Source organism: Mesorhizobium sp. M0571 (assembly GCF_040320985.1).
In the GTDB taxonomy this organism is placed as follows: Bacteria; Pseudomonadota; Alphaproteobacteria; order Rhizobiales; family Rhizobiaceae; genus Mesorhizobium.
The window spans coordinates 1-7,093 of record NZ_JAMYQT010000107.1 but is presented as its reverse complement, the minus strand read 5'-3'; the positions used below and the strand labels follow the sequence as shown (position 1 = coordinate 7,093).

At 60.8% G+C, this 7,093-nt stretch carries 3 protein-coding genes and 2 pseudogenes; 3 read left to right on the top strand and 2 right to left on the bottom strand.

Features of this window, described 5'->3' with window-relative positions:
* Positions 1–533: 533 nt before the first annotated feature.
* Positions 534–1,274 carry a hypothetical protein gene (locus NKI85_RS37145; RefSeq protein WP_352780836.1) on the bottom strand — a complete coding sequence of 247 codons (741 nt, stop codon included), beginning with the start codon at positions 1,272–1,274 and terminating at the stop codon, positions 534–536.
* A 63-nt stretch (positions 1,275–1,337) separates the two neighbouring features.
* Positions 1,338–1,988 (bottom strand): hypothetical protein, encoded by a 651-nt coding sequence (locus NKI85_RS37140; RefSeq protein WP_352780833.1) that lies wholly within the window; start codon positions 1,986–1,988, stop codon positions 1,338–1,340.
* Positions 1,989–2,659: 671 nt separating this feature from the next.
* On the opposite strand from NKI85_RS37140, the gene NKI85_RS37135 reads away from it, so the two are divergent.
* The 3 genes and pseudogenes from NKI85_RS37135 to NKI85_RS37125 form a co-directional block, all read left to right on the top strand.
* Positions 2,660–4,978, top strand: coding sequence for a helicase C-terminal domain-containing protein (locus NKI85_RS37135; protein ID WP_352780830.1), 2,319 nt, complete (start codon positions 2,660–2,662; stop codon positions 4,976–4,978).
* A gap of 144 nt (positions 4,979–5,122) precedes the next feature.
* Positions 5,123–5,470: pseudogene (locus NKI85_RS37130) on the top strand (tyrosine-type recombinase/integrase); the annotation flags it as partial.
* Between the two features lie 12 nt (positions 5,471–5,482).
* Positions 5,483–6,190, top strand: a pseudogene (locus NKI85_RS37125) (IS91 family transposase); the annotation flags it as partial.
* Positions 6,191–7,093 lie beyond the last annotated feature (903 nt).

The following is a 7,093-nucleotide window of genomic DNA, read 5'->3' as shown; positions in this document are numbered from 1 at the left end:
CCACAACATTGTGACCGCCGTGGACCCTCGTCGAGCCCGTTCGGGTCTTCACCTCGCTCAACGACGCGCCGCGTAAGTCTGGCTGGCGGCGGCCTCCCGGCCAGGCGCTATGCGCTCCAAGGTCTTGGCTACGACCTTTCCGTCGGCTCCGTCTGGCCCATCCTCCCTTATGCCGTCTTCGCCGATGTATCCCCCGTCGCCCGATTGAGAACGACGACTTCTCGCCGAAGCGATCGCTTCGGAATGTCGTCGTAGTCCGACCCAAAGCTCAGTGTGCTTTTGTAGAGATCGAGGGTTCCAATCCAACGTCTGGACTCCACTGGAGTGCCTGCACTCGAGAGCGGATTGGCTCCGGCAGCCGATAAGGACCCAAATGCGCTAAGGAACGGTCGGTCGATTGAGGTTTCTGGAATGGGGGTTTTTGGGCCGCAAGCCGTAGGGCAGCTTTCCGCCGTAGGAGCAGAAAAGCTGCTCTTGCACAAACGACCCGTTCAAAGAAGTCCTGCGGACAAGGCTGGAGGTCGGAAGATCGCTTAGAGGTTGATCTTCCAGTATTCGGCAACTGTACGGACTTGGTCCCGCGGATAGAAAGGGCCGGCGTTCTCTAGGTCATGCCGGATGCGATTAAGCCGCCGAGCCGCGTCGCAGCTGATAGCGGAGTTCAACGGAACAATGCCGGGTGGAAGATCTCGGCGATAATCGTTCGGCCAGCTGGCGGGATAGGCGTCGTTATATCCCGGTGCCTTCAGATCGACCATCGGAACTGCGTCATGTCCACACCGCCATCCGTATGTATAGAACGCGCAGGTGCGCAGCATCGCTTTGACCGTGGGCATAACGTCGGTAAACGCCTTCAGCGGCGTGGGCAACAGTACCATGTTCGCCACGCACGAATAGTAGCGGGCATCCTGGACGATCACATTGGTAGAGGCGTATTTCGCATCGTCGATCCCCCATATATGACAACAGGACCAGTTCGGACGGTCGTCGCTTCGTAGGCCCAGCGCATGGGTTAGTGTCTTGTTCGCATAGAGGTTACCCTCGTGCTTATGCACTACGACGCCAGTCTCGCGGTTTCGGTTCAGTTGAGGTTCGGACCAGTTGGCTTTGTAGAATAATCCGCGACGCCGGTGCTCTGGGTACCATGTTGGGAGAAGCCCGAATGTCTCGGGATCCACCCAGCGGGCGGTACGCTCGATGAGGCGCATGATTTCCGCCAAGCTCATTTCGGCGCGCAACGCATCCAGCCCGTCGTTAGCGATTCTCGTATCCACGTTGCCTGTTCCGGTTGTTCTAGGGTCGAGATCTGGCGCCACCGACAGCCTGACCCCGCACGCTTAGGTGGAAGGAATTGAGGGCGCCGGAGCAACGCGCCCCGCAAGCTTCTGCCATTGCTTGTTGTCGATAAGAGTGGACCGGTAGATGCCCATGCCCTTGCACCCCGCAAGCAACTTGAGCGTATCTTTGACCGAATCGACTAATGCCGGTGCAAGCCATGGGCTCAGTGTGATGCGTTTAATCGCCGCGAGCTCGACTGGGACCAGAAACGCCTTCAGTCGGTCGTCGGCGCTGACAAACACGGCGCGGTACTCCCTTTCGTCACCATAGGGCCAACGCTTGGTGAAAGGCAGGATTTGCAGATCCACGTCTCGCATCGTGTTCGCGTTCGAAAGCAGTTCATAGGTGACGTAGCGATGGATCACCCCCTTTTGCCCTGTCGAACGCAGCCAGTAGCTTGTCACGATCGAACTCGATGCACACACCGTCAGCCCCGCGGGAGAAGACCAGTGGTGGTAGGTCTCTTCCCTGTCCGCGAGACAGATGGCGAGCACGGACTTGACGTCTCTCAGCCGTTTGTATTCGGACATGAAGAAGGCGTCGTTTCGATCGTCCCAGGTTTCGGGGCTGAGAAGTGTTAGGCAGCGATTGCGCAATATATGGAGAGCAGATGCCAGGTTCGTGTAGCGCCTGAATGTGCTCTCGCTCATCGAGCCGTCCTCCTTGTTTCACCGCGCCTCTTGGTACGGAGCCTTGAGGAAGCGCTCGGCTTTGGGTCATTCATCAGCCCTAGTCATCGCCATCTCTCTGCCAACCGCCGACAAGCGCACAACTTCGAGATTCGCTCGAGTCCCATCAATTAGCAGAACGGAACGTGAATTCGAAGTGAGGCCGTCCGTTATCAACGAGCATCGAGATAATCCGGCTGCCGTAACATGGCCTCTCACAGGACCCGTCCAGCGAACCCTGCGCGGGTCATCGGACATAAACTATCGGGTACCAGCCGGGCGTCTTTCGTCGGGCTGGTAGTTCCTCTGTGTGAGGAAAGTGGCCCTCGTCTCTGGCGGCCGATCCGAAGAGCAGATAAGGGCCAGATTGGTAGGAGTACAAACAATGGCATTCAAAAGCGCTACCCCGACAGAAATCGTTCCAGCAGGCCCCGAGGAAATTCTTCTCACACTTCCGCGCCGTACAATCCCGGGCGTCCTGCTGCATCAAGGCGAGATCATGCGGAGCTACGCCGCTCAGGCAGTGTCTGACTCGGATGTAGCATTGCAGCTTCCGACGGGGAGCGGAAAAACTCTGGTCGGGCTCATGATTGCCGAGTGGCGCCGCCGCAAGTTCGAAGAGCGGGTAGTCTATCTGTCCCACCAAGCAGCTCGTGAACCAGGCAGTGGAACAGGCCCGGACTCAGTACGGGCTGACGGTGAACGGCTTTACGGGAAGCAATAGGGACTATGACCCACAGGCCCGCGCCGAGTATCAGAACGCCGACCGTGTGGCTGTGACGACCTACAACTCGCTCTTCAACACCAATCCGTTTTTCTCGAACCCGGACGTCGTCATCATAGATGATGCCCATGCCGCCGAGAACTATATCGGTGAGATGTGGACCGTCCGCATCCAGCGGACCAAGCAGCACCACCGAGCGCTGTTCGAAGCACTGAGCGGAGTGCTGCAGCCGCACCTGGACGCCCACGACTTTTCGCGGCTGACGGGCCGCTGGGACAGTAATCCGGAGGACCGACGCTGGGTCGACAAGCTGCCGACGCCCGTCTTCGCTGAGATTAAAGACGAGCTCACGGCGGTGATCGACGCCCATGTCGAAGAACTGGACGTTCGGTGGGCATGGTCGATGATCCGAAGCCATCTCGTTGCGTGCCACCTCTACATTTCGGCGACCGAATTGCTCATCCGTCCCTTGTTAGCACCGACATGGCAGCATGCCCCTTATCAGAATGCGCGGCAGCGCATCTTTATGTCGGCCACGCTCGGGGCGGGCGGCGACCTGGAGCGTCTCACAGGCCGACGCAGGATCAAGCGCCTCCAGGTGCCCGACGGCTGGGATCGCCAAGGGATTGGGCGCAGGTTCTTTATCTTTCCTGACAGCTCGCTCGAGGCTCATGACGTGGTGACGCTACGCCACCAGCTTATGCAACGCGCCGGGCGTAGCCTTGTCCTCGTGCCCAGCGATCAGCAGGCTGAGTCGGTCCGGGAGGATGTCAAGACCAATCTTGGCTTTGCGACCTTCGGTGCGGAAGCAATCGAAGAGTCGAAACAGCCGTTCGTCACCACGCCGCAGGCGGTGGCTGTGATAGCTAATCGTTATGATGGCATCGACTTTCCGGGCAACGATTGCCGTCTGCTATTCATCGAAGGCTTGCCTCGCGCTGCCAACCTCCAAGAGCGATTCATCATGCTTCGAATGGGGGCGTCGCAGCTGTTCAACGATCGGGTGCAGACGCGCGTGCTGCAAGCGATCGGCCGCTGCACCCGGTCGCTGCAGGACTATTCCGCGGTGATAGTCTCCGGCGAGGAACTGCCTGACTATCTCGCCGACAGGCGGCGGCGCGTTCACCTTCACCCGGAATTGCAGGCCGAACTCGAATTCGGCAACGAGCAGTCGGTCGGCACGACGATGGCCGACATCATCGAGAATTTCGAGATATTTCTGGCGAACGACGCCCGCTGGGATGCAGTGAACAACGACATCCTGCGCAAGCGGGCGGCGGCCGTACAACAGCCTTTCCCAGCGCTGGGCGAATTGCAGACGATCGTCGGCGGGGAGATCGAATTTCAGAGCAGGCTCTGGCAGAGCGATTTTGAAGGCGCTGTGGAAGCTGCGGAGGGAGTGCTGGGTGGACTCACCGACCCGGACCTCCGGGGCTATCGGGCGCTGTGGCACTACCTCGCCGGCTCAGCCGCTTGGTATGGAGGACGCGCCGGCATTGCCTCGCTGGACGTCAAGGCGCGCAGCCATTTTAATCATGCAAAGCGCGCCGCCACCGATCTGCCTTGGCTGGTCAAGCTGGCCCGCTATCACGCGGGAATGGAAGCGCCTCTTGGCCGCAGTCCCCGGCTGCTGCGACAGATCGAGCGCGTTGAGGGCGTGCTCGAGCGGCTCGGCACCGTGACCGACCGGGAGTTCAACAAGCGCGAGCGGGAGATTCTGGAAGGCCTCGCCTCGAAGGACGGTTTTGAGCAAGCGCAGGTGCGCCTAGGCGAGATTCTCGGCTTCCATGCGGGGAAGCGCGAAGTCGACGCGTCGCCGGACCCCTGGTGGGCGGCGGATGATCTGTGTTTCGTGTTTGAGGATCATGCCGGAGCGACAAACGACGTGCTGGACGCTACCAAGGCGCGACAGGCCTTCTCGCATCCCAACTGGGTCCGCGACCATGTCGCCTTGCCCGACAATACCATCATCCTGCCTGTGCTGGTCACGTCGGTGACCAAGGCGAAGTCGGGGGCGGTTCCGCATCTCCACACCGTCTCGCTATGGGAAATCGACGGGTTTCGGGAGTGGGCAGGCCAGGCGTTGCGGACATTGCGGCAACTGAGGCGTACCTTTAGTCAGGCCGGTGACCTAGTCTGGCGTGCCGAAGCTGCGGAGCGCTTCGAACAAGCCGGGATGGGTGCCGACCAGATCTACGAGTGGCTGAAAGGACGTATCGCGAGCGGCATCTTACAGAGTGTCCCATAAAAAATGGGAGAATATCCGCTCACCGCGAAATTGGACTGCAGGTCGCCCGAGTTGGCCTCGGGCAGGATGTAACGTCCGCTTGTAAGGAACCAATCATGACATAGCAACGGCCGAAATTAGGCGCATGGACGAAGCCGCTCGCGCTTGCGCGCCTACTGGCGCGAGGCGCGGCCGCAGGGCTGGCTGTTTCCCGGCAAACCCAGGATCAACCCGATCTCACCGCGGCAGCTCAACCGCGCCTTTACCTCGGCCAAAAACATGGCCGGGATCGGCAAACCCGCAACGCTGCACACGTTGCGGCACAGCTTCGCCACGCATCTGCTGGAAGCGAACACCGATGTGCGGGTCATCCAGGTCCTTCTGGGCCATGCCCGGCTCAATACCACTGCGATCTATGCCCACGTTGCCACCAAGACGATCCGCGGCACGGTCAGCCCGTTCGAGACATTGAAGAAGCTTCAGGACCAAACGCTCCGACGCGGTTTGGAGTAGCGTCCGGGTCTGGTGATCCGGCCAAAGCTGGAGATCGCTGATATCTTTCGCACTTACGGCCCCGCGTGGCGGCGGGCCAATGCCGGGCATGTCAGCCTGACCCAGCTCAAGGTCATGTCGGCGATTGAAGCCTGCCGAACCGAGGCGCTCGGCGGGCATGTGGCGGCTTGCACCAAGTGCGGGCATAACCACATCGCCTATAATTCCTGCAAGAACCGGCACTGTCCGAAGTGCCAAGGACCTGCGGCGCGGGATTGGATGGCCGCCCGCGCCGCGGATCTGCTGCCCGTGGAATATTTCCACGTGGTTTTCACCCTGCCTGCCGAGATCGCGCAGATCGCTTACTGGAACAAGAAAGCCGTCTATGACCTGCTGTTTCAGGCATCGGCCGAGACGCTGAGCACGATCGCGGCCGATCCCAAGCGGCTCGGCGCACGGATTGGCATGACCAGCGTGCTGCACACATGGGGATCGGCGCTGACGCATCACCCGCATGTCCACATCATCGTGCCCGGGGGTGGACTTTCGCCGGATGGCACGCGGTGGATCGGCTGCCGCCCCGGGTTCTTTCTGTCCGTGTGGGTCCTGTCCCGGCTGTTCCGACGGCTCTTTCTGGAAGGTCTGATGGCGCTGCATCGATCAGGCGATCTGGCCTTCTTCGGTGATCTGGCCGGGCTTGCACATGCCGACGCCTTCGCCGCCTGGCTCGCGCCGCGGCGGGTTGTGCCAATCCACCACTTTCATGCCGGCAGGCACCCGGCAGATGTTGCAGCCGGTCGCGGCAACCGCCGCCCGGCGAGCCGTCTTGTCCAATCCAAGCTTCAGCGTGATCCAGAGCCTCTTGGCGGCGGCGCTTGCCAAACTCGGGCGAACAGCGGAAGCCAAAGCCGCCGCCAGGCAGGTGCTTGTGCTGCAACCATCCTTCAATTCGAGTGGATACTGCAATGCCATTGGGATCACGCCCGCGCTGGCTGCAACGCTGATGGAAGCATGGCATCAGGCCGGTCTGCCGCCATAGGAGTCTGTGCTTAGCCAACAAGACCGAGATGTCCGGGTTGGGTCATGGACGTGAACCCGGCCGAGGGCAAACGAGCTTCCGCAAAGGGGTTGGAACAGGTCTTACGCCTCGGGCACCAGCGGCCGGCGCGATCGCCTCACCCAGCCGCCGGCCCGCAGGGCGGTGCTTTCGGCAGGTTTCGTCCCCCCGCGGCCCGACTAAGAAGCGCGCGGCAATCGTGGTGCCGCTTTCCCGCTGCGCCCAGGCATGGTAGCCCGACGCCGGATCCACGCGGTCTGCCGAAGGGACCGAAGCCGCGCGACATCATATAGCCGTGTCTGCATATTGACGAGATCAAGGTGAGATGATGCCACTTACCTGTGCAATGACTGGTTTTGACCACCTGAGCAGACTTTCCTACGACCGTCTGCCTTCCCGAAAGCCGATCTTCTCTGGAACCGGCAGGAATGACAAAAAGACGGCCGACGTCTACCGCGACGTGGACGGCAGCTTTGCGCCCCATTGCACGAACCCGCTTCGCGGGAGTGTCGCCTGGTTCTGAGATGGCGCGGTATTCATAGGCCTTGAGCGGGTAGAGCCCGCGATCCGACCATGGAGTTCCCTTC

Excerpts from the sequence above, each read along its gene's own strand:
- NKI85_RS37140 (WP_352780833.1), bottom strand. The coding sequence starts at position 1,988 with ATGAGCGAGAGCACATTCAGGCGCTACACGAACCTGGCATCTGCTCTC.